The sequence below is a fragment of the Streptomyces rhizoryzae genome, assembly GCF_023155275.1.
GTDB lineage: Bacteria > Actinomycetota > Actinomycetes > Streptomycetales > Streptomycetaceae > Streptomyces > Streptomyces rhizoryzae.
In genome coordinates this window covers 39,655-61,057 of record NZ_JALMUV010000036.1, presented here as the reverse complement: position 1 = coordinate 61,057, position 21,403 = coordinate 39,655, and the positions used below count along the sequence as shown (strand labels likewise).

General features: G+C 76.2%; 18 protein-coding genes and 1 pseudogene. 7 read left to right on the top strand and 12 right to left on the bottom strand.

The window, feature by feature from the left end:
* Positions 1 to 44: 44 nt before the first annotated feature.
* The 3 genes from MUU72_RS25325 to pdxR form a co-directional block, all read right to left on the bottom strand.
* Positions 45 to 1,448, bottom strand: coding sequence for a GNAT family N-acetyltransferase (locus MUU72_RS25325; RefSeq protein WP_248015700.1), 1,404 nt, complete (start codon positions 1,446 to 1,448; stop codon positions 45 to 47).
* A gap of 93 nt (positions 1,449 to 1,541) precedes the next feature.
* Complete coding sequence (locus tag MUU72_RS25320) at positions 1,542 to 3,128, bottom strand: alkaline phosphatase D family protein (RefSeq protein ID WP_248015699.1); 1,587 nt, start codon at positions 3,126 to 3,128, stop codon at positions 1,542 to 1,544.
* A gap of 156 nt (positions 3,129 to 3,284) precedes the next feature.
* Positions 3,285 to 4,835, bottom strand: coding sequence for a MocR-like pyridoxine biosynthesis transcription factor PdxR (pdxR, locus tag MUU72_RS25315; RefSeq protein ID WP_372503256.1), 1,551 nt, complete (start codon positions 4,833 to 4,835; stop codon positions 3,285 to 3,287).
* Positions 4,836 to 5,046: 211 nt separating this feature from the next.
* On the opposite strand from pdxR, the gene MUU72_RS25310 reads away from it, so the two are divergent.
* Together MUU72_RS25310 and MUU72_RS25305 are read left to right on the top strand one after the other, a co-directional pair.
* Entirely contained in the window at positions 5,047 to 6,141 is a 1,095-nt protein-coding gene (locus tag MUU72_RS25310; protein ID WP_248015698.1) for a DMT family transporter, read from the top strand.
* Positions 6,142 to 6,430: 289 nt separating this feature from the next.
* On the top strand, positions 6,431 to 7,342 hold the full coding sequence (locus MUU72_RS25305; RefSeq protein WP_248015722.1) for an RNA polymerase sigma-70 factor: 912 nt from the start codon (positions 6,431 to 6,433) through the stop codon (positions 7,340 to 7,342).
* Here the strand turns inward: MUU72_RS25305 and MUU72_RS25300 are convergent.
* A complete protein-coding gene (locus tag MUU72_RS25300) occupies positions 7,255 to 8,058 on the bottom strand; it encodes an aspartate/glutamate racemase family protein (RefSeq protein WP_372503255.1) in 804 nt (267 codons plus the stop codon). The two genes, MUU72_RS25305 and MUU72_RS25300, sit on opposite strands and share 88 nt — an antisense overlap.
* Before the next feature lie 195 nt (positions 8,059 to 8,253).
* On the opposite strand from MUU72_RS25300, the gene MUU72_RS25295 reads away from it, so the two are divergent.
* Entirely contained in the window at positions 8,254 to 9,000 is a 747-nt protein-coding gene (locus tag MUU72_RS25295; RefSeq protein ID WP_248015697.1) for a GntR family transcriptional regulator, read from the top strand.
* An 89-nt stretch (positions 9,001 to 9,089) separates the two neighbouring features.
* Here MUU72_RS25295 and MUU72_RS35925 read toward each other — a convergent pair.
* Positions 9,090 to 9,566: pseudogene (locus tag MUU72_RS35925) on the bottom strand (transposase); the annotation flags it as partial.
* A gap of 138 nt (positions 9,567 to 9,704) precedes the next feature.
* On the opposite strand from MUU72_RS35925, the gene MUU72_RS25285 reads away from it, so the two are divergent.
* Positions 9,705 to 10,847: a serine hydrolase domain-containing protein gene (locus tag MUU72_RS25285; protein ID WP_248015696.1), complete on the top strand. Its 1,143-nt coding sequence runs from the start codon at positions 9,705 to 9,707 to the stop codon at positions 10,845 to 10,847.
* Between the two features lie 178 nt (positions 10,848 to 11,025).
* Here the strand turns inward: MUU72_RS25285 and MUU72_RS25280 are convergent, their stop codons facing one another.
* A complete protein-coding gene (locus tag MUU72_RS25280) occupies positions 11,026 to 12,183 on the bottom strand; it encodes an ROK family transcriptional regulator (RefSeq protein ID WP_248015695.1) in 1,158 nt (385 codons plus the stop codon).
* 489 nt (positions 12,184 to 12,672) lie between these two features.
* Between MUU72_RS25280 and MUU72_RS25275 the strand changes: the two genes are divergently transcribed.
* The gene (locus tag MUU72_RS25275) at positions 12,673 to 13,032 is read left to right on the top strand and encodes a hypothetical protein (RefSeq protein WP_248015694.1); all 360 of its coding nucleotides are present in this window, start codon (positions 12,673 to 12,675) and stop codon (positions 13,030 to 13,032) included.
* Between the two features lie 4 nt (positions 13,033 to 13,036).
* On the opposite strand, the gene mug is transcribed toward MUU72_RS25275, so the two are convergent.
* From mug to MUU72_RS25255, 4 genes are all read right to left on the bottom strand, one after another.
* A complete protein-coding gene (gene mug / locus MUU72_RS25270) occupies positions 13,037 to 13,606 on the bottom strand; it encodes a G/U mismatch-specific DNA glycosylase (protein WP_248015693.1) in 570 nt (189 codons plus the stop codon).
* A 13-nt stretch (positions 13,607 to 13,619) separates the two neighbouring features.
* Positions 13,620 to 15,053 (bottom strand): adenylosuccinate lyase, encoded by a 1,434-nt coding sequence (gene purB / locus MUU72_RS25265; RefSeq protein WP_248015721.1) that lies wholly within the window; start codon positions 15,051 to 15,053, stop codon positions 13,620 to 13,622.
* Between the two features lie 124 nt (positions 15,054 to 15,177).
* Positions 15,178 to 16,773 (bottom strand): methyltransferase family protein, encoded by a 1,596-nt coding sequence (locus MUU72_RS25260; protein ID WP_248015692.1) that lies wholly within the window; start codon positions 16,771 to 16,773, stop codon positions 15,178 to 15,180.
* Positions 16,770 to 17,729: a hypothetical protein gene (locus MUU72_RS25255; RefSeq protein ID WP_248015691.1), complete on the bottom strand. Its 960-nt coding sequence runs from the start codon at positions 17,727 to 17,729 to the stop codon at positions 16,770 to 16,772. Before MUU72_RS25255 ends, MUU72_RS25260 begins: the two co-directional genes overlap by 4 nt.
* A 125-nt stretch (positions 17,730 to 17,854) precedes the next feature.
* Between MUU72_RS25255 and MUU72_RS25250 the strand changes: the two genes are divergently transcribed.
* The gene (locus MUU72_RS25250; protein ID WP_248015690.1) at positions 17,855 to 18,550 is read left to right on the top strand and encodes a TetR/AcrR family transcriptional regulator; all 696 of its coding nucleotides are present in this window, start codon (positions 17,855 to 17,857) and stop codon (positions 18,548 to 18,550) included.
* 35 nt (positions 18,551 to 18,585) lie between these two features.
* Here MUU72_RS25250 and MUU72_RS25245 read toward each other — a convergent pair whose 3' ends face one another.
* A complete protein-coding gene (locus MUU72_RS25245; RefSeq protein ID WP_248015689.1) occupies positions 18,586 to 19,449 on the bottom strand; it encodes an SGNH/GDSL hydrolase family protein in 864 nt (287 codons plus the stop codon).
* A gap of 89 nt (positions 19,450 to 19,538) precedes the next feature.
* On the opposite strand from MUU72_RS25245, the gene MUU72_RS25240 reads away from it, so the two are divergent.
* Positions 19,539 to 20,162 (top strand): TetR/AcrR family transcriptional regulator, encoded by a 624-nt coding sequence (locus MUU72_RS25240; protein WP_248015688.1) that lies wholly within the window; start codon positions 19,539 to 19,541, stop codon positions 20,160 to 20,162.
* On the opposite strand, the gene MUU72_RS25235 is transcribed toward MUU72_RS25240, so the two are convergent.
* Positions 20,137 to 21,378 carry an FAD-dependent oxidoreductase gene (locus MUU72_RS25235; protein ID WP_248015687.1) on the bottom strand — a complete coding sequence of 414 codons (1,242 nt, stop codon included), beginning with the start codon at positions 21,376 to 21,378 and terminating at the stop codon, positions 20,137 to 20,139. The two genes, MUU72_RS25240 and MUU72_RS25235, sit on opposite strands and share 26 nt — an antisense overlap.
* Positions 21,379 to 21,403: the final 25 nt, after the last annotated feature.

The following is a 21,403-nucleotide window of genomic DNA, read 5'->3' as shown; positions in this document are numbered from 1 at the left end:
GGGCGCCGCCGGGCCGCACCCCGGCGGCCCGGCCCGGTGCGCCGTCAGCCGCGCCGGGAGCCGTCCCGCGCCCGCAGCGCCCCGGGGGCCTCCCGGTGCGCCGGGACGCCCTCCGGGCACGCGGTGATGACGAGGGTGCCCTCCTCGATCTGGTAATCCAGCGGCAGCCCCAGGCCGCGCATCGCCGCCACCATGCCGGTGTTGGACGCCTGGGTGACCGCGTAGACGCTCTCGCTGCCGGTCTCCGCGGCCATCGCCACCAGCCGGCGCAGCAGCTCCGCGCCGATGCCGCGCTGCTGCCAGGCGTCCTCCACCAGCAGCGCCACCTCGGTCTCGTCGCCGTCCCACAGCAGGTGGCCGAGCGCGACCAGCCGCCCGGAGGCGGTCTCGGCGGCCAGCGTGCGGCCGAACCGGGGGCTGAGCAGATGCCGGAGATAGCGGTCGGCGTCCGCGACCGGGCCGTGGTAGCGCCGGTCCAGGGTGGCGGTCGAGCAGCGCTGGTGCATCGCGCGGGCGGCGGCCAGATCGCCGGGGCCGGCCCGGCGGACGGTGATCTCGTTGCCTTCGGGGAGGGTCAGCACGTCCCGCCGCGGCGGCACCCGCTGACCGAGCCGGCTGTCCAGCTCGACCAGGGCGCGGACCCGGGCGAACTCGGTGGGCGTGAACGGCACCTGCGGCCTTTCGATGGTGAGCGACCCCCCGGACGGGTCGCGGAACGTCATGGTGTGCTCCGCCAGTACGCCCTCGGCGGGGACCTCCTCGGCGAGCGGCCGCCCGGCCGGCGACCGGGCGGGCACCGAGTGGATGGTGCAGCGGCCCAGCAACTGGCGCAGTGCGAGCGGGAGTTCGGCGGAATCCAGGGCCGTGCGGGTGGCCAGGCCCAGCATCCGGGTCGGCGCGTCGACCAGGTCGTGCGCGTCGGCCCGCTCCAGCCAGCTGTCCGTACCGCCCGCGCCGGCGACCGCGCGGGTCAGCTCCGCGGGCGCCGTCCCGGCCGGGGCGCGCAGCAGGAACTCGTCGACCGCGCCGGCCGACAGCGGGTGGGTCTGTAGGCTGAGGATGTCCACCCGGTGGGCGGCCAGCGCCGCGCACAGGGCGGCGAGGCTGCCCGGCTCGTCCCGGACGGTGGTGCGCAGCCGCCACAGCACCGCCTCCCGGCCGCCGGCCTCGGGCGCCGGGGCGGCGGACGGTGCGGCGGGGCCGGTATCCGGGACGGGTGTCGGGGGCGGTGCGGGATCGTGCCGGCGGGCCCACCAGACGTGGAAACCGGCCGTGGCCAGCAGGGCCGCCGCGGCGGCGCACAGCAGCACCGGGCCCGCCGGGCCGTGCACGAGGGCGTTGGCGGCGGTGTCGGCCACCGCCACCGCGGTGAACAGGGCGGCGAGTTCGACGGCGGCCCGGCGCCAGTGCGGGCGCCGGGCGGCAGGGACGGAGGTCGCATCAGTCATGCGGACAGCCTCGCGGACAGGTGTTGCCTCGTCGCCAACACCTTGTGTCGGACGGGTAAAACCAGGTAAGAACAGCAATCGACGCATTGGCCTCTACTGTCCTACCCGTCCTGGTTGCAGCGTTTTCGTGAACAAGATCTCTCCGCCCTCCTGACGCAGCCGCACTGTCAGCTCCCCGCTTCCCCCGTCGATCGCGACCTCGCCGAAGTACTGCGGGCTCTCCGCCGGGGAGACGTTCGCACGGTCCGGTGCCTTGATGAACGGCTGCTCGGGCCCGAATGTTCCGTCCAGCGCCACGGCCGGGAAACCGCCCGCGTGCAGCGGCCCGGACACGAACTCCCAGAACGGCTCGAAGTCCTTGAACGCCGCCCGCTCCGGCGCGTAGTGCTGCGCCGAGGTGTAGTGCACGTCCGCGGTCAGCCACAGCGTGCCGGTGATCCGCCGGTGCTTGATGAACCGCAGCAGCTCGGCGATCTGGAGCTCCCGGCCCAGCGGCGCGCCCGGGTCGCCCTGCGCCACCGCCTCGAAGCGCGCCGGGCCGTCCGGGACGACCAGCCCCAGCGGCATGTCCGCGGCGATCACCTTCCACACCGCCCGCGACCGCGCCAGCTCCCGCTGGAGCCAGCGCAGCTGCTCGTCCCCCAGGATGCCCTGCGGGTCGTCGGTCTGCCGGTCCGGCGAGTTGGCGTTGCGGTACCGGCGCATGTCCAGTACGAACACGTCCAGCAGCGGGCCGTGCCGCAGCACCCGGTACACCCGGCCGCCGGCGTCCGGCCGCAGCGTGCGGACCGGGAAGTACTCGCCGAACGCCCGCAGCGCCCGGGCCGCGAGCAGGTCCACGTCCTTGACCCGGTACCGGTCGTCGTCCAGCAGCTGCCCCGGATACCAGTTGTTGTGCACCTCGTGGTCGTCCCACTGGACCACCGTCGGCACCTGGGCGTTGAACCGGCGCAGGTTCTCGTCCAGCAGGTTGTAGCGGAACGCGCCCCGGAACTCCGCCAGCGTCTCGGCGACCTTGGACTTCTCCTCCGTGGTCACGTTCCGCCAGGTCCGCCCGTCCGGCAGCGTCAGCCGTTCCGGGATCGGGTTGTCGGCGTAGATGTTGTCGCCGCTGCACAGGAAGAAGTCCGGATTCAGCCGGCGCATGTCCGCGTAGATCCGGTAGCCGCCGTGCTCCGGGCTGATGCCCCAGCCCTGCCCGGCCAGGTCGCCGGACCACAGGAACCGGACGTCGCGGCGGTCGCCGGGCGCGGTGCGGAACGTGCCGGCCACCGGCTCCCCGGTGCGCCGCGGGTCGTCCGGGTCGGCCAGCAGCACCCGGTAGTGGATCTGCTCCCCGGCCGGCAGCCCGTGCAGCGCGGTCACGCCGGTGAAGTCCGTACCGGGGCCGAGGAGCGGCCCGTGCCAGGTCCGGGCGTGCCGGAACGCCTCGGTGGCCGCGGTCTGCACGACCATCCGGGCCGGCCGGTCGGACCGCACCCACACCAGCCCGGACGACCCGGTGACGTCGCCGGCCTGCACCCCCCAGGCGGCCCGCGGCCGCCCGCCGCGCACCAGCGCCGGGGCCGCCACCGCCGGGCCCGCCCCGGCCGCCGCGGGCAGCACCAGCGCCGCGGACCCCGCCGCCGCGCCCTGAAGGAGCCTGCGCCGTCCGAAGCCGCCGCCGGAACCCTGCGCCATCTTCCACCTCCGTACCGCGTCCGACCACATACGCCCCGTTCGTATCGCCATCCGATGCCCGGTGGCAGAACTCCCGGTGAACACCGGCCGGATGGCCGATGGCCGGGGCCGCGGCAGCCGCGGCGGTGCCGCTGCCGGGGGCCGCCCGGGCGCCGGTCAACCCCCGGCCAGCCGCCCCAGCACCGCCACCCCGCGGCCGATCCGGGCGGGCGTCAGGTGCGCGTAGCCCAGTACCAGCCGCACCCGCCCGTCCGGCGCACCGGCGGACGCGGGGCCGCCGGACCAGGCGTACGCGGAGAGCGGCCGGACCGCGAGCCCCGCGCGCCGTGCGCGGACCAGCAACGCGCCCTCCGGGCCGTAGCGTTCCGGCAGCGCCACGATGGCGTGCAGCCCGGCGGCGATCCCGGTGACCGCGGCGCCCGGGCAGTGCGCCGCCAGCGCCGCGGCCAGCGCGTCCCGGCGCTCCCGGTACGCGCGCTGGCAGCGGCGCAGCTGCCGGTCGTACTCCCCGCGTGCGATGAGGTCCGCCAGCAGCACCTGGTCCAGTACCGGATTCCCCAGGTCCAGCAGCCGCTTGCGGGCCACCACCGCGTCCAGCAGCCGCTCCGGCACCACCAGCCACCCCAGCCGCAGCCCCGGCGCCAGCGACTTGCTCACCGACCCGGTGTACGCGACCCGTTCCGGGTCCAGCCCCTGGAGCGCCCCGACCGGCGCGCGGTCGTACCGGAAGTCCCCGTCGTAGTCGTCCTCCACCAGCAGGCCGTCCACCGACCGCGCCCAGCACAGCAGTTCCTCCCGGCGGGCGGGCGGCACCGCCGTCCCGGTGGGGAACTGGTGCGACGGGGTCAGCACCGCGGTACGCGCCCCCGAGGCGGCCAGCGCCACCGGGTCGGGCCCGGCGCCGTCCAGCGGCACCGGGACGGCCCGCAGACCGGCGGCCGCGAGCAGGTCCCGGTGCTCGGGGCTCCCCGGCTCCTCCAGGGCCACCGTCCGCCGCCCCGCCGCGTACAGCGCCGCGCCCAGCAGCGCCATGGCCTGCGCCACCCCCGAACACACCACCACCCGCGCCGGATCGGCCACCACGCCGCGGCGGCGCACCAGCAACGAGGCCAGTTCGGCGCGGAGTTCGGGGACGCCGCGCGGGTCGGGGTAGCCCAGGGAGCGGTGCGGCAGCCCGGCCACCGCCCTGCGGTGCGCGGCCGACCACGCGGCCCTGGGGAAGAGCGAGAGGTCCGGCGTCCCCGGGGTGAAGTCCGCGACCGCGGCCCCCGGAGCGCGCTCCCGGCCCCGCGCCTCCGCCGCCGCGGCCGGCTCGCCGGCCCGCCCCGAGCCGCTCCCCGCACCCGCCCCGGGCACCCCGCTCGCCCCGCTCACCCAGGTGCCCGCGCCGCGCCTGCTGCGCAGGTAGCCCTCCGCGGTCAACTGCTCGTACGCCTCGGTCACCAGCCCCCGCGAGACGCCCAGATCGGCGGCGAGGGCCCGCCCGGACGGCAGCCGTGTCCCGGCCGGCAGCCGCCCCGAACGGACCGCGTCCCGCAGCGCCCCCTGGAGCACCCGCCCCCGCTGCCGGGACGGCGCCGACGCGACCAGCAGCAGCACCTCCCCGGCGGCGGCCCGGACCGCGGCTCCGGCCGGCGCGCCGCCCCCGTCCGACCGGCCCCGCGCACTCGCGCCCCCGCCCCCGCGTCCCCCGCCCCCGGCTGCCACGTGGCTCTCCCCCTCTCCCGTCGGCGGCCCCCGGACCGCTCCGACCGGCACCGTCCGGCACCGTCCGGCCCTCCCCGCCCGGACCCGGCCTCCTGGGGCGGGCCCGCTCCCCGGGCCTGCCGCTGTCCGCCGCCCCTTCGCGAAGTGGTCCCCGATAGGGCCACCGAAGTGGACCTTAAGCCGGACCACCCCGTTGCCTAGCGTCCGTCTCATGGACCGGAACCACCTCCGCGGCGTCCTGCTCGCCGCCCTCGCCTGCCTCCTCGTCGGCGGCTCCTTCACCGCCAACAGCCTGCTCGGCGCCTACCCGTACGCCGGCGGCCAGGCCCTGCGCTACGGACTCGCCGCCGCCCTGCTCCTCGTCCTCCTGGGCCGCCGGGGCACCGCCCCCCTCCGCTCCCTGAAGGCCCGTCAATGGGCCCGGCTGGCACTGCTCGCCGCCCTCGGGATGCTCGGCTTCAACCTCGCCGTGCTGGCCGCCGAACGCACCGCGGAACCGGCCGTACCCGGTGTGCTCGTCGGCTGCGCCCCGGTCGTCGTCGCGGTGCTGGCCCCCGCGCTCGCCGGGCGCCGGCCCCGTCCGGCGGTGGTCCGCGGCGCCCTCCTGGTCGCCGCCGGCGCCTTCGCCGTCCAGGGCTGGGGCCGCACCGACGGCCAGGGGCTGGTCTGGTCGGCGGCGGCGCTCTGCGGCGAGGTCGGCTTCGCCCTGCTCGCCGTCCCCGTCCTGCCGGCGCTCGGCCCGCGGCTGCTCTCCGCGGCCGCCTGCGCGCTCGCCGCCGCCGAGGCCGCCGCCCTCGGGCTGGTGACGCAGGGCACCTCCTGGCTGCGGCTGCCGGGCCCGCTGGAGGCCGCCGCACTGGGCTGGCAGGCCGTCGTGGTCACCGTCGCGGGCTTCGTCTGCTGGTACGCGGGCATCCAGCGCATCGGTGCCGAACGCGCCACCCTGTTCTCCGGCCTGATCCCGGTCTCCGCCGCCCTCACCGCCCCCTTGGCGGGCACCGGCACCTACGGCACGGCCCAGCTGGGCGGCAGCCTCCTGGTGGCCACCGGCGTCGCCCTCGGCTCCGGAGTCCTCCACCGGCGACGGCGACCCGCGGCCACCGGGCCCACCGGGTCCACGGAGGGCGGGCGGAACCGGCAGCCGGGCGCGGGGGAGGAGCGTGCCGGGGCGCGGCCGGGCGGGAGGCGGCGGCGTCCTGCGGGCCACCCGGGTGCGGGGGAGCGGCACTCCGGGGTGCGGCCGGGCGCGGCGGAGGCTCATCCGGGGGCCGGGGCCCGGCTTCCGGGGGGTGGTTCGGGAGGGTGACGGGGCGCGCCAACGGGCCGTGTCCGCGCACCGGTTGACGGGCAGCGGCCGCAGCCCTCAGGCGGAGCCGGCCCGGCGGTGGCGCCCGGAACGGGCCCGCACCGGCGGTGGCGGTGAGGAGCCCGTCCGGGGACCGGCCCCCAAAGGAGTCCGCACCCGCGCCCGTCCCCGCTGGACAACGGGGGCGTCGGCCCGCTGGGATGGGGCGGTGCTGACCGATTCCGCCGCCGACGCCGCCTCCGGGGCCGCTCCCGCCGAGCCCGCCCGCGGGGCCGTTTCCCACGACGCCATCGAGGTCTTCGAGGGCCACCGTCCGCGCCTCCAGCAGGTGGCCTACCGCATGCTCGGCCGGGTGGCCGACGCCGAGGACGTCGTCCAGGACGCCTGGCTGCGCTGGTCGGCCGCCGACCGGGCCGAGGTGCGCGAACCGGGCGCCTACCTGGTCCGGATCACCACCCGGCTGGCCATCGACCGGCTCCGCCAGGCCCAGGCGCGCCGCGAGTCCTACGTGGGCCCCTGGCTGCCCGAACCGCTCCCCACCGACCACCTCGCCCCCGGCGGCGCCCCGGACACCGCCGAGCGGGCGGTGTTCGCCGAGACCGTCACCCTCGCCGTCCTCGTGGTCATGGAGTCGCTCTCCCCGCTGGAGCGGGCCGTGTTCGTCCTGCGGGAGGCGTTCGGCTACCCGTACGCGGAGATCGCCGCGGTCCTGGAGCGCAGTGAGGCCGCGGTGCGCCAGCTGGCGGGCCGGGCCCGGCGCCATATGGACGACCGCACACCGCGCTACGACGTGGACCCGGAGCGGCAGCGCGAACTGACCGACCGGTTCATGGCCGCCGCCTCCGGGGGCGACCTGGCCGGGCTGCTCGCGCTCCTGGCGGCGGACGCCCGGCTGGTCGGGGACAGCGGCGGCAAGGCCAAGGCGCCGCTGCGGGTCATGGAGTCCGCGGACAAGATCGCCCGGTTCCTCGTCGCCGTCACCGCGAACAGCCCGGCCGGCCTGGAGTACCGCCACCTCGAACTCAACGGCGGTATCGCGCTGCTGGTGCACACCGGCGGCACCCCGTACGCGGTCTTCCAGCTCGGTATCCGGGACGGCCGGATCCACACCGTCTACATCCTGCGCAACCCGGACAAGCTGTCCTCCCTGGGGCCGCAGACGCCCCCGGCCGCACCGGGCACCCCGGCTTCCCCGGCCTGACGGCCCCGGCCCGAGGGCCCCGCCCGCCCGGCGGGGCCCGCCCCCGCCTGGACCGCCCCCGCCTGGACCGCCGCCGCCAGCCCGGCCGCGGCCGCCAGGCCGCTTCCCGGGCTGGTGAGCACCGGTGCGCCCGCGCCGTCCCCGAGCAGCTCGGCGGCGGGGGCCATGGACGCCTGGGCCAGGACCAGGGCGTCCACGCCGCCGGCGGTGCGCAGCCGCCGCGCCGCGCCGGCCACCGCGGCGAGATAGCCCTCCTGGTCGCCGGCCTGGAACCGCTCCCAGGCGCCCGGCACGAGCACCGTGCGGACCTCGGCCCGGCGGCCGGCCCGGTGGGCCTCCTCGGCGATCAGCTCCTCGGTGGGCGCCAGGGTGCTCTCCACGGCCGCGAGCACCGCGATCCGGGGCCCGGCCGCCACCGCGGCGGCGGCCATCGGCCGGTCCACCCGGAGCACCGGCAGCCCCAGGGCCGGGCCGGCCGCCTCGGCCACCGGGCCGAGCGTCGAGCAGGTGCACAGCGCCGCCCGCGCCCCGGCGCGCACCGCCTCGCCGAGCGCCCCGGCGACCTCCTCCGCGACCCGCGCGGGCCCCAACTCCCGCGCGCGGGCCAGGAGTTCCGGGCGGACCAGATGGTGCAGCGGCAATCCGGGCGCCTCCTGGTCGCGCAGGGTGTCGAAGACCGGGACGTGGACGGGCGAGGTGTGCAGCAGGGCCAGCATCCGGCGAGCGTAACGGCCGCGGGCGGGGCGGCCGGCGACGGGGCCGCGGGGCGACGGCGCGGTGCGCGGCCGGAAACGGGCGGGGCATTGGTCTTGACCAAGGGTGGGGTCGGTCATATCGTCGGGATACTGCAACAACCTTTAATAAAGAACCGCTCATTATTCGGGCCCGGGGGCGGGCCCGCGTCCTTGGGGGTGGGGACCACGCAGCTCGAAACGGCTCCGGAGCCCAAGTACTGGCATCTCAAGACCGTGCTCAGCGACGCGCTGGACACGGAGTTCTCGGTCGGCGAGATCCTGCCCAACGAGCGGGACCTGGCGGCCCGGTTCGGCGTCGCCCGGGCCACCCTCCGCCAGGCGCTGGAACAGCTCGAACTGGAAGGCCGGCTCCAGCGCCGCCGCGGTGTCGGCACCACCGTCGCGCCGCCCCGGGTCGGCGTCGCCGTCGATCCCGCCCGGCACACCTGGCCCGGCGCCACCGGTGACGACTGGCAGCCGGTCGCCGCCGAGGAGGCCGCCACCGTGCCGGCCCCGGTGGCCCGCCTGCTGGAGCGCGCCCCCGGTGAGCCGGTGCACGTCGTGCGCCGCAGCCGGGTCTCGGCGGGCCGCCCGGTCGCCGCCGAACTCCTCTACGTCCGCACCGACGCGCTCCCCGGCTGCGCCGACCCGGCCGGCCCCGACCCCGCCGCGCGCGCCCGCGCGGTCCTGCACGCCCTCCAGGCCCTCGACCTGGACGGCCAGGACCGCACCGTCGAACTGGGCTCGGCCAGCGCCGAGGACGCCAAACAGCTGGACCGGCTGCCCGGCGCGCCCGTCCTCGTCGTCACCACCCGCTATGTGTCCGGCGGCCGGCCCACCGCCGTCGCGGTCTCCACCTACCGGGCCGACACCTGCCGCCTCACCTTCGGGGAGCGCGCGGCGGAGCCGGTACTCACCGGCTGACCGCCCCGCTCGCCGCCCGCCTCGGCGGTACGGGCCCGCACCGGACGCCCCGGTGCGGGCCCGCCGCCGTCCGGCGCGGGGCCACCCCGGGACCTGTCTGACAAACGATCTCGGGTGGGTTCGCGGAGCCAGAGGATGAGTGCCGCGAGGTGGAGTCGGGCCTTGTGGCGGGTGGCCAGTTTGCCGAAGCGGGTGGCGATCGCGCGGAACTGCTCGAGGCGATTGAAACCGCGTTCGACCACATTGCGGGCCTTGTGAAGCTCTCGGTCGGAGGCCGTACCGGAACGCCACGACGGTACCCCGGCCACTCCCACCAGCTGCAAAGCTCCCCGGCCGTGCACCTGCTGGCCGCCTGGTCGCCGCCCGCAAGGACCCGCTGACCGGGCTTCTGCGGCGCGACGCCTACCTCGCCAAGGCCCGGCAGACCCTCCGCCGCGGCGACGACGCCCTGGGCCTTGTGACGTGGAGGGGGATCACGGCCCCACCCCGCGTCGCCGCAGGTGAGCGCGGTTGGTGTGGGAGGAGTACGCCGTGTCGGCCAGGGACATGTCGGGCCGGGTGCGGGGCGGAAGAGGGGAGGGGGCGGGCCGCCGTGCCGTCGGGGCCGGCTGGCCGTCGATCTGGAGCGTTCCGGGTGCCCAGTCCTGCGCATCATGACTACGATGCGGATCGTTCGTCTCGCTTGATGGTCTCAAGGAGGAGACATGGCAAGGAAGTTAGGCCGGGCAAGACTGGCTGCCACACTCGGCGCGGCGTGTGCGCTGCTGCTCGTGCTCCCTCCGGCGGCGCAGGCCGCGCCCGCAGCCTCCGATGCCCATGCCGACACGCTGGCGGCGCTCAAGGCGTTCCAGTCGGCCGCGGGCCCGGGCGCCGGCGTCTACGCGGGGGACGCCACGAACTCCTGGAGCCTCTCCGCCGGTACCGGCACCATCAACACCAACGCCCCGATCCAGCCGAACGAGCACTACCGGATCGGCAGCCAGACCAAAACCTTCACCGCGGCCACGGTCCTGCAACTCGTCGACGAGGGCAAGGTCTCGCTGGACGCGTCGATCGAGAAGTACCTGCCCGGCGTCGTCGACGGCAACGGCTACGACGGCAACGCCATCACGGTGCGGCACCTGCTCCACCAGACCAGCGGGATTGCGGTCTACGAGCCGTTATCCGCGCCGCCCGCCAGTAATCCGGACGGCTCGTACTCCCTCGAGGCGCTGGTCCGAGAGGGCCTGAAGCGCGCCCCGGCCTCCGCGCCCGGCACCGCGTTCCTGTACTCCAACACCAACTACCTGATTCTCGGCATGCTCGTCGAGAAGGCCACCGGGATGCCGGTGTACAAGGCCGTCACGAACCGGATCAGCACGCCGCTCGGCCTGACCCAGACCATTTTCCCGGCCCCCGGCGATCACTCCCTGCCCACCCCGTCCGTACGCGGGTACCACGGAGTGCGGATCGGCGGGTACTACTTCTGGTCCCGGGTCGTCGACTACGACCCGTCCCTCTTCAGCAGCGCCGGAGCAATGATCTCGACGGAAGAGGACCTCACGAAGTTCTACCGGGCGTTGATCGGCGGCAAAGTCGTCTCTCCGGCCGCCCTGGCCGAGATGGAGAAGACCGCGGGCGCCGAGGGCGTGGGAGGCGGGTACGGGCTCGGGCTGATCAGGCGCGACCTGCCCTGCGGCGGCTCGGCATGGGGTCACAACGGCATGGTGCCCGGCTACCACACCCAGACGATGGTCACCGCAGATGGCCGCCACGTGTCCGTGGTGACCAATGCGTATCTCGCGACCAACGTACCCAGCGCGCAGATGGACAAGGTCCTGACGACGGCCCTGTGCGAGAACCGCTAGGACCACGGACGACCCCGCCCGTCAACACCCGGCAGCAGCGGTGCTACCCGCTCCCACGTCACATCCGCCAGCTCACCACGACCCACCACAAGATCAATCATCAGACAGGTCCTGGCGCGGGGGCGGCGGGGCCGAGGCGGGCGGTGCTCGTCAACGGCCCCCGCGGCGGCGCGGCCGCTCACCGCCGCCCCGTCACCGTGCCCTCCACGGCGAACAGTTCGCCCTCCACGTGGTCCAGGGCCAGTCGCAGCGCCCCGGTGGCGATCGCCGCCTCCCCCAGCTCCGACAGCACGACCTCCGGCGGCCGCAGGCAGTAGCGCGCCAGTTCCCGGCGCAGCGGCGGCAGGACGCCCGCCAGCCCGGAGGCCCAGCCGCCGACCACCACCAGCTCCGGGTCGAGCGCCAGCACCAGGGCCGCGACGTCGTGCACCAGCCGCCGGATGAAGCGGTCCACCGCCTCCCGCGCCTGCCCGTCCCCGTCCCGGGCCGCCGCGAACACCGCCGCGACCTGCGCCTCGTCCAGCGGGTGCAGCGGTTCCCCGGTCGTCGACAGCAGCGTCTCCGGGGTCGCCTCCCGGCCCAGCAGGTGCAGCGCCCCGATCTCGCCCGCCGCGCCCCCGAACCCGCGGTGCAGCCGCCCCCCGATCAGCGCCCCGGCCCCCGGACTCAGGCCCGCGAGGACGAACACCACATCGCCGGAACCGGTCGCCGCGCCCTGCCAGTGCTCGGCCACCGCCGCGGCGTTGGCGTCGTTCTCCACCAGCACCGGGCAGCGGAACGACCGCCGCAGCCGCTCGCCCAGCGGCAGCCCCGTCCAGCCGGGCAGCGCGGTGCTCAGCCGCACGGTGCCGTCCGCCTCGACGATGCCCGGGCCGGCCACCCCGACCGCGCGCAGCGAACCGCGGGCCACCCCCGCGCGGCGCAGCAGATCGCCCACCAACGCCCGTACCCGGTCCAGCCGTTCGTCGGCCGGCGCGGTCTCCGCCACGGTGCGCTGCGCCGCGTCCAGCACCTGGCCGCTGAGGTCGGAGAGCAGCGCCGCGACCCGGTGCGGGCCGATCTCGATGCCCAGCAGGTGCCCGGCCTCGGTGCGGAAGCGGAACCGGCGGGCCGGCCGCCCCTGGCGCCGGGTCTCGCCCTCCTCGGCGGCCGCCTCGGCCACCAGCCCGGTCTCGACGAGCCCCTCGATCACGCCCTCGACCGTCGGCCGGGACAGACCGGTCACCTGGACGAGATCGGTGAGCGTGGGGGAGTCCGCGGCGCGCAGCGCGTGCAGCACCACCGCGGAGTTGATCCGTCGCAGCAGGGAGGGGTCCCCGCCGGTGAGCCGACCCAACGTCCGTCTCCTCGCCTCGCCTGTCTGGCGGATCGTAGCCGGTCAGCGGGTGTGCGGCGAGCCCCGTGCGGGGTGCGCGGCGGACCGGGCGGCGGGCCCCGCGGCGGCCGGCGCCGACCGTACGGCCGGCCGGCAGGCGGGTGCGGACGGCCAAGTGTCAGACCCCGGCGGTTTACTGACGGTATGACGACGAAACCCGAACCCCAGCCCGGATCCGGAACGGGATCCGCAGCCGAAGCGGCGTCCGAAGCCGGAGCGGCATCCGCATCTGCACCCCGCTCCGCAGCCGTTCCCGCCCCGGCGTCCGGCTCCGGCCCGCGGCCGGGCGGGAGGACGCCCCCGCCGCGTCCGGCCCCGGCGCTGCCCGGGCCGCGCGGTGGGCCGCCCGCCGCTCTCGCCGCGCTCGACGCGTTACGCGCCCGGGGCTTCCCGGCCCGGCGGGAGCGGACGGCGGACGGCGAGAGCGGACCCGGCTTCCACGTCGCCCCGGTGTGGACGAGCGGGGCGCTGTGGGACGCCGACCCGGCGGACGTCGCGGCGGCCCGCGAGGAGTGCGTGGCGCAACTGGCCGCGCTGGCCGCCCTGCTGTCCGTGCGGTGGGGCGAGCCGGTCGTCCACGACCTCGCGGAGGCGCTGGAGCGCGGCGCGATGGGCCTGCCGGTGGCGCCGCCGCTGGACGTGCTGAGCGCGCTGGCGCCGCGGGTGTACGCCTGGCGGGACGGCACCGGCCGGTGGATCGCCCTCGGCGCGGACCGGGCCGGCGCGGACCCGGGCGGTACGGACCGGCCGTGCCAGGTGGTGGCGGCCGTGGCGGCGGCGCCGCCCGGCGGCCGGATATCCGCCCCGTAGGTGATCAGGCCCCGCCGGACGGACCTCCGTCCTCCGCGAAGGCCGCCGTCCGCAGCCGCCCGTACTCCTCGGCCATCGTGGTGAGCGACCAATGGGCGTTCAGCCCGCTGGGGTTGGGCAGGGCCCAGATGCGGGTGCCGCCCAGGGCGCGTTCCTGGGGGCCGATCGCGGCGTGCTTGTCGCCGAACGCGACGCGGTAGGCGGTGACGCCGGCGACCGCGAGCCAGCGCGGCCGCAGCCGCGCCACCTTCTCGGCCAGTATCCGCCCGCCCTCGCGGAACTCCTCCGCGGTCAGCTCGTCGGCCCGGGCGGTCGGCCGGGCCACGACGTTGGTGATGCCCAGCCCGTGGTCGAGGAGTTCGGCCTGCTCGGCGGGGCGGAAGCGCCGGGGGGTGAAGCCGGCGGCGTGCAGCACGGGCCAGAAGCGGTTGCCGGGGCGGGCGAAGTGGTGCCCGGTGGCCGCCGACATCAGCCCGGGGTTGATGCCGCAGAACAGCACCCGCAGCCCGCCCGCGATGACGTCGGGGACGACGCGGTCGCGGGCGGCCTCCAGTTCCTCAGGGGTGAAGCGCATACCGGTTCCGGCTCTAGAGGATCGCGCCGGGGGCGTAGGCGGCGGCCTCCGGATGCCGCGCGGCGATCTCCTCGATGCGGGCGACCACCGCGGCCACCTGGTCGCCGGCCGCGCCGGTGAAGGACAGCTTGTCCGCCATCAGGGTCGCCAGCTGCGCCGCGTCCAGCGGGATCCGGGAGTCCGCGGCGAGCTTGTCCAGCAGCTCGTTGCGGTCCACGCCCTGCTCCCGCATGGCCAGCGCCGAGGCGACCGCGTTCTCCTTGATGGCCTCGTGCGCCTCCTCGCGGCCCACGCCGGCGCGGACGGCGCCCATCAGCACCTTGGTGGTGGCCAGGAACGGCAGGTAGCGGTCCAGCTCGCGGGCGACCACGGCGGGGAACGCGCCGAACTCGTCGAGCACCGTCAGGAAGGTCTCCAGCAGGCCGTCCAGCGCGAAGAAGGAGTCCGGCAGCGCGACCCGGCGGACCACCGAGCACGACACATCGCCCTCGTTCCACTGGTCGCCGGCCAGCTCACCGGCCATCGAGGCGTAACCGCGCAGGATGACCATCAGGCCGTTGACGCGCTCGCAGGAGCGGGTGTTCATCTTGTGCGGCATCGCCGAGGAGCCGACCTGGCCGGGCTTGAAGCCCTCGGTGACCAGCTCGTGCCCGGCCATCAGCCGGATCGTCTTGGCCAGCGACGACGGCGCGGCCGCCAGCTGCACCAGCGCGGTGACCACCTCGTAGTCCAGCGACCGCGGGTAGACCTGGCCGACGGAGGTGAACGCCTGGCCGAAGCCGAGGTGTGCGGCGACCCGCTGCTCCAGCTCGGTGAGCTTGGCCGCGTCCCCGCCGAGCAGGTCGAGCATGTCCTGGGCGGTGCCGACCGGGCCCTTGATCCCGCGCAGCGGGTAGCGCGAGAGCAGCTCCTCGACCCGCGCGAAGGCGACCAGCAGTTCGTCGGCGGCGGTCGCGAAGCGCTTGCCCAGGGTGGTGGCCTGGGCGGCGACGTTGTGGGAGCGGCCGGCCATGACCAGCTCGGAGTGCTGGGCGGCCAGCGAACCGAGGCGGGCCAGCACCGCGACCGTGCGGTCCCGCACCAGTTCCAGCGACAGCCGCACCTGGAGCTGCTCGACGTTCTCGGTCAGATCGCGGGAGGTCATGCCCTTGTGGATCTGCTCGTGCCCGGCCAGCGCGTTGAACTCCTCGATCCGCGCCTTGACGTCGTGCCGGGTGACCTTCTCGCGCTCGGCGATCGACGCCAGGTCGACGGTCTCCAGCACCCGCTCGTAGTCGGCGAGCGCCTGCTCGGGGACCTCCACCCCCAGGTCCTTCTGGGCGCGCAGCACCGCCAGCCACAGCTTCCGCTCCAGCTTGACCTTGTACTCGGGGGACCACAGCACGGCCAGCTCCGCGGAGGCGTAGCGGCCGGCCAGGACATTGGGGATGCGAGGCTTCGCAGACACAGCAGTCACGTGGTCAGAGTCTACTGGCGGTTTGCGCAGGCCAGCGCCCCGGTCCTGGTTGTGGGTTCCTCCAGGCGGAATGCCGGGCCCCGGGCGGCCGGCGGGGCGCCGGGCCCCGGTGGAATCAGGTCTTCCGCGGGGCGGCGTTCCCCTCGTCGTCCTCCGGCAGCCGCTCGCCCTCCGCCTGGGACGGCTGGGTGCGCATCGTCTCGGGGTGCCGCTGCTCGGCCGGATCCCGGTCCTCGTCCAGCCGCTCGCCCTCGGCCTGGGACGGGGTCGTGTACTCGTCGTACTGGCTCATGCCCGCCTCCGCACGATCGGGACGTACCCCTACAGAACGAGCGTAGCGCGCACCTTCCGGGCCGCCAGCGGCCCGCCGCCCGGGCCGCCTCTCCGCCCGGCGACGCGCGGGGGACAGCACTCCGGACGCGGGCGCCCAGCCTCCGGAGGCCGGGTGCGCCCGTTGCGGGAGGTCGCGCGGGCCCGCCCCGAGGGCGTCGGTGCAGAGCTGGACGAACCACCGCAGGCCCGGGATCGCCAGCAGCCAGCCCAGTACCGCCCAGCCCAGGTGCAGGTGGCCGAGCAGCCGGCCGAGCGCGGCGACGCCCTCGGCCCGGACGGCGCCGTCGTCGGTCTCGTAGGTCATCCGGCGCAGCGGCCGGGGGTGCCGCTCGGCCGGGACGAGGACCAGCGCCACCGGCCGCCGCCGCGCCACCCAGCGCCCGAACCGGCTGCACGGCCCGCAGCTCTCCGCGACGTACAGCCGGGCCCCGGCGCTGCCGCTCCAGGGCCGGAACCGGGGCAGCCAGGCGGGCACGGCGGCCCGGTAGGCGGTCCAGGGCGCCCCGTGGCTCGCCCGCATCCGGCCGCCCTCGTGCCAGGCGGCGAGCCCGGCGCCGTACGCGAACGCCGTGGCGGCCGCCGCGAGCAGCCGCACGTCCCGCGCCAGCACTCCCAGAAGGAGGTGGGAGAGGACGAGCGAGAGCTGCATGGGGTTGCGGACGTAGGCGTACGGGCCGCTGGTGACGAGCCGGCGCGGCGGGTCGTAGGGCAGCGGGGTGCCGCCGCCGCGCTGGACGAACTCCCGGACGGCGACCGCCCCGAGGAGCAGCGGTACGGCCAGGAGCTGGGCGGTGACGGTCCAGCCGACCCGGCCGCCGGGCAGCGCGGGCCGGACCAGCGCGAGCGGCAGGGCGAGCATCAGCGCACCGCTGAGCAGCAGTTGGGCGCCCGCGCGCAGGGCCAGGCGGCGGCCGCGCACCGTCCAGCGGGCGAGCAGCAGCCCGGGGACGAGCGCCAGCGCCACCGCGGCCGCCTCCCCGGCGAGCCAGCCGCCGCCGAGCCGGACGACCGGGGCGGCCAGCGGCATGGCCGCCAGATCGCACCACGCCAGCGCCGCGGCGAGCAGCGGCAGCCCGATCCGGTCCGCGCCGGCCAGGACGGGCAGCGCGCCCCACAGCAGCACCCAGCCCAGCAGCAGGTCCACCGGGAGCCCGGCGGCGGTGCCGCCGTCGGCGTGGAAGGTCCACCAGCCGCGGGCGAGGGCGAGGAGGTTCACGGCGGGCAGCCAGACCGCGTTCCAGGAGGCCGCCAGGAGCGCGGCGGCGAGCGTGCGCCGGTCCGGGGGCCGCCGGAGCGCCGCGGCACCGGTGGCCAGGAGCGGGCCGAAGAGGCATACGGCGCGGATCAGCGCGGGGTCGCCACCGGGGACGGCGGTCACCGGGCGTCCGGGCCGGCGGTCGCCGCGGCGGGGTGGGTGAAGGTGTCGGCGAGGTAGGCCGCCGCCTGCTCCATGCCGTACTGCTGGAGCGGGCCGAAGTACCAGCCGGGGTCGAAGGTGCGCCGGTAGCGCAGGGTCCAGGTGACCTCGGTGCGGCCCGGGGCGGCGGACCGCCAGGTCACCTCGGCCGACCGGAGGTCGAGCCAGCGGGCCAGCGTGGTGTCCCGGGCGACGGTGAAGACGACCCGGCCGGGGGTGTGCGCGGTGACCACCAGGCGCATCCCGCGCGGGGTGGGGTGCGACCCGATGCCCAGGGACCGGTGCGGGTTGAAGGTGACCTGCCGGTGGGCGCCGACGGCCAGGCCCGCGCCCTCGGAGCGCTGCGGGCGGGGGAAGGGGATCTTCAGGAACACCGGCCGGGGCGCGGCGAAGCGCGGCGGTGCGGCGAGGGCCTGCGCGAACTGCCCGGTGCTCAGCGCGACGGTCCGGGTCACCGACGCGGTGCCCTCCCGCGGCAGGTCGTACGCGCCGCTGCCCTCCAGGGCGAGGACCGCGATCAGCGGCACGGTCGCGAAGGCGTGCGCCCGCCCGCCGCGGCCCCGGCGCCGCCGGCGGGACGCCCAGTCCACCGGCGCGGCGATCGCCACGGCCAGGAGGTAGAACAGCGGCGCCGCCATGACCAGGCAGACCACGCCCTCGTCGAGCAGCGGCCCGGCCAGGGCGAGGCCGATGGTCACGGCGGCCAGGGCGGTGCCGGTGGCGCTCCTGGGCCGGGCGCCGACGGCCACCGCGAGGGCGATGAACGCGGGCAGGCCCACGTAGAACAGCGCGGTCTGCTGGAGGTGGCCGGCGTGCAGCACCTTGTAGACCAGCATCGCGGTGAAGAGCGCCGCCAGTACGCAGACCAGTTGCCGGCGCGCCCGTGTCATGGCCCGGCGTTCCGGTGTTCCGTCCATCGTCCCCACCCCTGTCTTCCGTCGTCCGCCGTCGGTGCGGCCGCCACCGGGCTCCCCGGTGTTTCATCGAGCGATTTAACCACTTGATTAAACCGTATGATGAAGGTTCAGCGAGAGGACGGTCGATGACGGCGGAGCGCGGTGCGGGCAAGGGCCCTGACGGAACGAAGGATTCCGGAGGTGGGAAGCGGCAGCGGGGGGCCGGCGGTGCCGCGGACACCAAGGACCGGCTGATCGAGGCGGCCACGGCGGTCCTGAAGGAGCAGGGCTACGCCGGCACCAGCGCCCGGACGATCGCCAAGGCGGCGGGGGTCAACTCCGCGCTGGTCTTCTACCACTTCGGCGGCGTCGACCCGCTGCTGCTGGCGGCGCTGGACCGGTCGTCGGCGGAGCGGATGGCGCGGCACAGCGCCACCGTCGCCGGCGTCCGCACGCTGGAGGAACTGGCCGACGCCGCCACCCGCATCTACCGCGACGACCTCGACGGCGGCCACATCACGCTCTTCTCGGAGCTGGTGGCCGCCGCGGTGGCCAAGCCCGAGCTCCGGGAGCCGCTGTCGGAGCGGGCCGAACCCTGGCTCGGCTTCATCGAGGCGACCCTCGACCGCGTGATCGGCGGCACCCCGCTGGCCCGCCTGACCCCGCCCCGCGACCTGGCGAACGCGGCGATCACCTTCTACCTCGGCGTCAACCTCTTCACGGTGCTGGACGCCGACCGGTCGCGTACCGACTCGGTGTTCGCGATGGCCCGGCGGCTCGCCCCCCGCGCGAAACTGCTCACCCTGCGGCTGCCGCGGCGCCGGTCACGGGGCGAGGAGTGAGGGAAACGGGGCAGGGGCAGGGGTCGCGCGCCGGCTCAGGGGGCCAGCGCGCGCCAGCCCGTGACCGGGCCGGGTGCGGTGTGCTCGGCCGGGGTCATCCAGAAGGGGGCGCCCAGCTCGGGGTGGACGTGGGCGCCGGTGCGGCCGTCGCCGGAGGAGCGGCCGGTCAGCCGGCGGCCGATCCAGGGGAGGAGGTGCTCCCGGGCGAACCGCAGATCGGCGGCGCGGCGGGCGGCCCAGCGGGGTGGGGCGGCCGGCGGCAGCGGCGCGTTCCAGTCGGACTCCGCGGGCAGGCCCAGCGCCTGCCAGACCGCCTCGGCGACCCGGCGGTGCCCCTCGGCGTTCAGGTGCAGCCGGTCGTCGGCCCACATCCGGGGGTCGGCCAGCGCCGCGGAGGAGTAGAGGTCCACCACCACGGCGCCGTGCCGGGCGGCCAGGTCGTCGATCCGGGCGAACAGCCGCTCCATCCGGGGCCGGAAGCGCTCCAGCACCGGCCCGCGGCGGCCGGGGCTGCGCATCAGCACCAGCTGCCCGCCGCCGCGCGCCAGCAGCTCGGCGCAGTCCGCCAGCCGGGCGCACACCCGCTCCACGTCGCAGTTCGGGCGCAGCACGTCGTTGAGCCCGCCGACCAGCGTCACCAGGTCCGCGCCCATCGCGGCGGCCGGCCCGCACTGCTCGTCGGCGATCTGGTCGATGAGCTTGCCGCGCACCGCGAGATTGGCGTACCGGAAGCCGGGCCCGGCGGGCTGCCCGGCCGGCGGGCGGGGGAGGGCCGCGAGGCGGGCGGCGAGCAGATCCGCCCAGCCCCGGTACGAGCCGTCCGGGAGGCCGTCCGCCATCCCCTCGGTGAAGCTGTCACCCACCGCGACGAAACTGGTGTACCGCACAATCTTCTCCATGGCGCGGTGATCCTATCCCGCGGTGTACGGTCGTCTGCGGCCGGAGTGCGGGCCGCGGAGAGGTACGGAAAGGCAGAGGTGGGCGTGGGATGAGTCCCCGGCGGAGCACGGATCCCGAGGCGGCGACGTTCACCGAACGGGCCCGGCGCCGGCAGTTGATCGAGTGCACCATCGACCTGATCTCCACCCGCGGCTACCCGGCCACCTCGCTGTCCGCGATCGCCGAGCGCGCCGGGGTCTCCAAGGCCGCGGTGCTCTACCACTTCACCTCGAAGGACAACCTCACCCGTGCCGCGCTGACCCAGGTGATGGCGGAGTTCTCCGCTTACGTCCGCGAGCGGGTGGAGCGCGCCCCGGACCCGCTGGCCGCGCTCCTCGCCTACGTCCGCGCGATGATCGGCTACCAGCGGGACAACCGCCGCCACGTCCGCGTGATCACCGAGATGCTGCTCGACGACGGCGGCGGGACCCGCCTGAAGAACCCCGGCTCGCACGACACCCACGACCGCTGGCAGTCGCTGGCCGCCCTGCTGGCGGACGGGCAGCGGGCGGGCGTGCTGCGGGAGTTCGACACCCGCACGGTGGCGCTGGCGATCGGCGGCGCGATCGACGGGGTGATCGGCCACTGGCTCGTCCACCCGGACCTCGACCTCGACGCCGCCGCCGCGGAGCTGGAGACCTTCACCCTCAACGCCGTCGCGCCCCGGGACTGACCCGGGCGAAGTCCGGGGTCGGCTCGGGCCGGATGCCGATGCCGCCGAGGTAGCCGGTGACGGTCCGCAGCGGGGGCACCCGCCGCAGCAGCCGCATCGGGACCGGCAGCCGGTCGCCGTGCAGCGTGCCGTCGAGCGCGGACCGGATCATCTCGTGCTCGCCGCGCTGCGACGCCTGCACCACCGCCATCGGCCACTCCCGGCGCCGCTGCACCCGGGCCAGGTCCGCGCCGGTGACCGCGGTGCGGCGCAGCGGGCCGGCCAGGATCCGGGCCGCGGCCACCGCGTCCTGGAGCGCGAGGTTGACGCCGACGCCGCCGACCGGCGACATGGTGTGCGCGGCGTCCCCCAGGCACAGCAGACCGGGCCGGTGCCAGCGCGGCAGCCGCCCGAACGTCACCTCCAGCAGCTTGACCTCGTCCCAGGAGGCGATGGTGCCGGTCACGGCGGCGTCCCAGCCGAACAGCGTGCCGAGCCGGTCGCGCAGCCACTGGATGTCGTGCCGGCGCAGCGCGGCGTCCTGCCCCTTGCCGATCAGGTACGAGGTCTGGAAGTAGGTGCCGCGGTCCATGGTGACCGCGGCCTGGCCGCCGCCGAACCGGCCGAAGACCCGGCCCCCCTTGAGGGCGTCGGCCGGCGCGTCCACCCGGATCTGCCAGACGTCCATCGGCACGTCGGTGTACCGCTGCCGCAGTCCGGCGGCGGCCCGGATCGCCGAGTCCCGGCCGTCGCAGGCCACGACCAGGTCCGCGGCCAGTTCCCCGGGCGCGCCGTGCTCGTCGGTGTAGCGGACCCCGGTCACCCGGCCGCCGCCGGTGCGCAGTCCGGTGGCCCGGGTGCGCATCCGCAGGGTGAAGGAGGGCTCCCGCGCGGCGGCGCCGGCCAGCAGGTTGAGGAAGTCCCACTGCGGGACCATCGCGAAGTACTTGTGCCGGCCGGGGATGCGCCGCATGTCGGCCATCACCACGGTCGTGCCGCCGACCTGGATCCGCATCTCCTCCAGTTTCCGGAACGGCAGCCGGGCGAACTCCGCGCCGAGCCCGAGGTCGTCCAGGAGGTTCAGGGTGGAGGGGTGGACGGTGTCGCCGCGGAAGTCGCGCAGGAAGTCGCCGTGCTTCTCCAGGACGGTCACCTCGATCCCGGCCCTGGCCAGCAGCAGTCCGAGCATCATGCCGGCCGGGCCGCCGCCCACCACGCAGCATGTCGTGCGGTCCATGTGTGCCCCCTCGTCGCGTACGCGT